The organism is Pseudomonas sp. AIG, from assembly GCF_977020205.1.
The window spans coordinates 1-531 of record NZ_CDROCK010000139.1 but is presented as its reverse complement, the minus strand read 5'-3'; the positions used below and the strand labels follow the sequence as shown (position 1 = coordinate 531).

Here is a 531-nt window from a genome sequence, read left to right as displayed (position 1 = left end):
TGCAGTTTCACGTCTGCTCACTCCCGCCCAGCCACTTATCCACACGTCCCAGCACTTTTTCAAAGCCGCTCAACGCGGGGTTGTCGCTGGTTGCGTCGCCGGCGCCGCCTTCGCCGACCGTACTGCCCGGGGCGCCTTGAGCGTCTACCTTGTTGCCAGCGCGCCGGCCTTCTACTTTCTCCGGGTTCGATTCGCGTTCGCTCAGCGTGAATTGCACAAGCCAGGCTTTCAGGGTGTCAGCTTCCCGCGCACTGACGCCGTCGGAAAACTCCACCTGACGCACGCCGAAAGTTTCGGCCGTGTCGTTCACGATCCGATACAGATGCAACTGACCACCGCCGGCCGTGGCTTCAGCCATGCGCAACAGATTCGTCAGTTGGGTTTTATCCACAAAGGGAATCATCAGCGAGACGGCCAGCGTCTTGGGCTTGAAGCCTTTGTGAGCCTTGTCGGTGTTGCTGGTCTGGCCAGACATGTCGCCGCTTTCGATTCGCAGGTTGGCCGTGACCTTGAGGTTCTTGCCCTGGACTT

1 protein-coding gene is annotated in these 531 nt (G+C 60.1%); it reads right to left on the bottom strand.

The window, feature by feature from the left end; translation table 11 throughout:
• Nucleotides 1-7 precede the first annotated feature (7 nt).
• Nucleotides 8-531: baseplate complex protein (locus tag ACWR1S_RS30890; RefSeq protein ID WP_454566145.1), on the bottom strand; the 524-nt coding region annotated here is incomplete at its 5' end.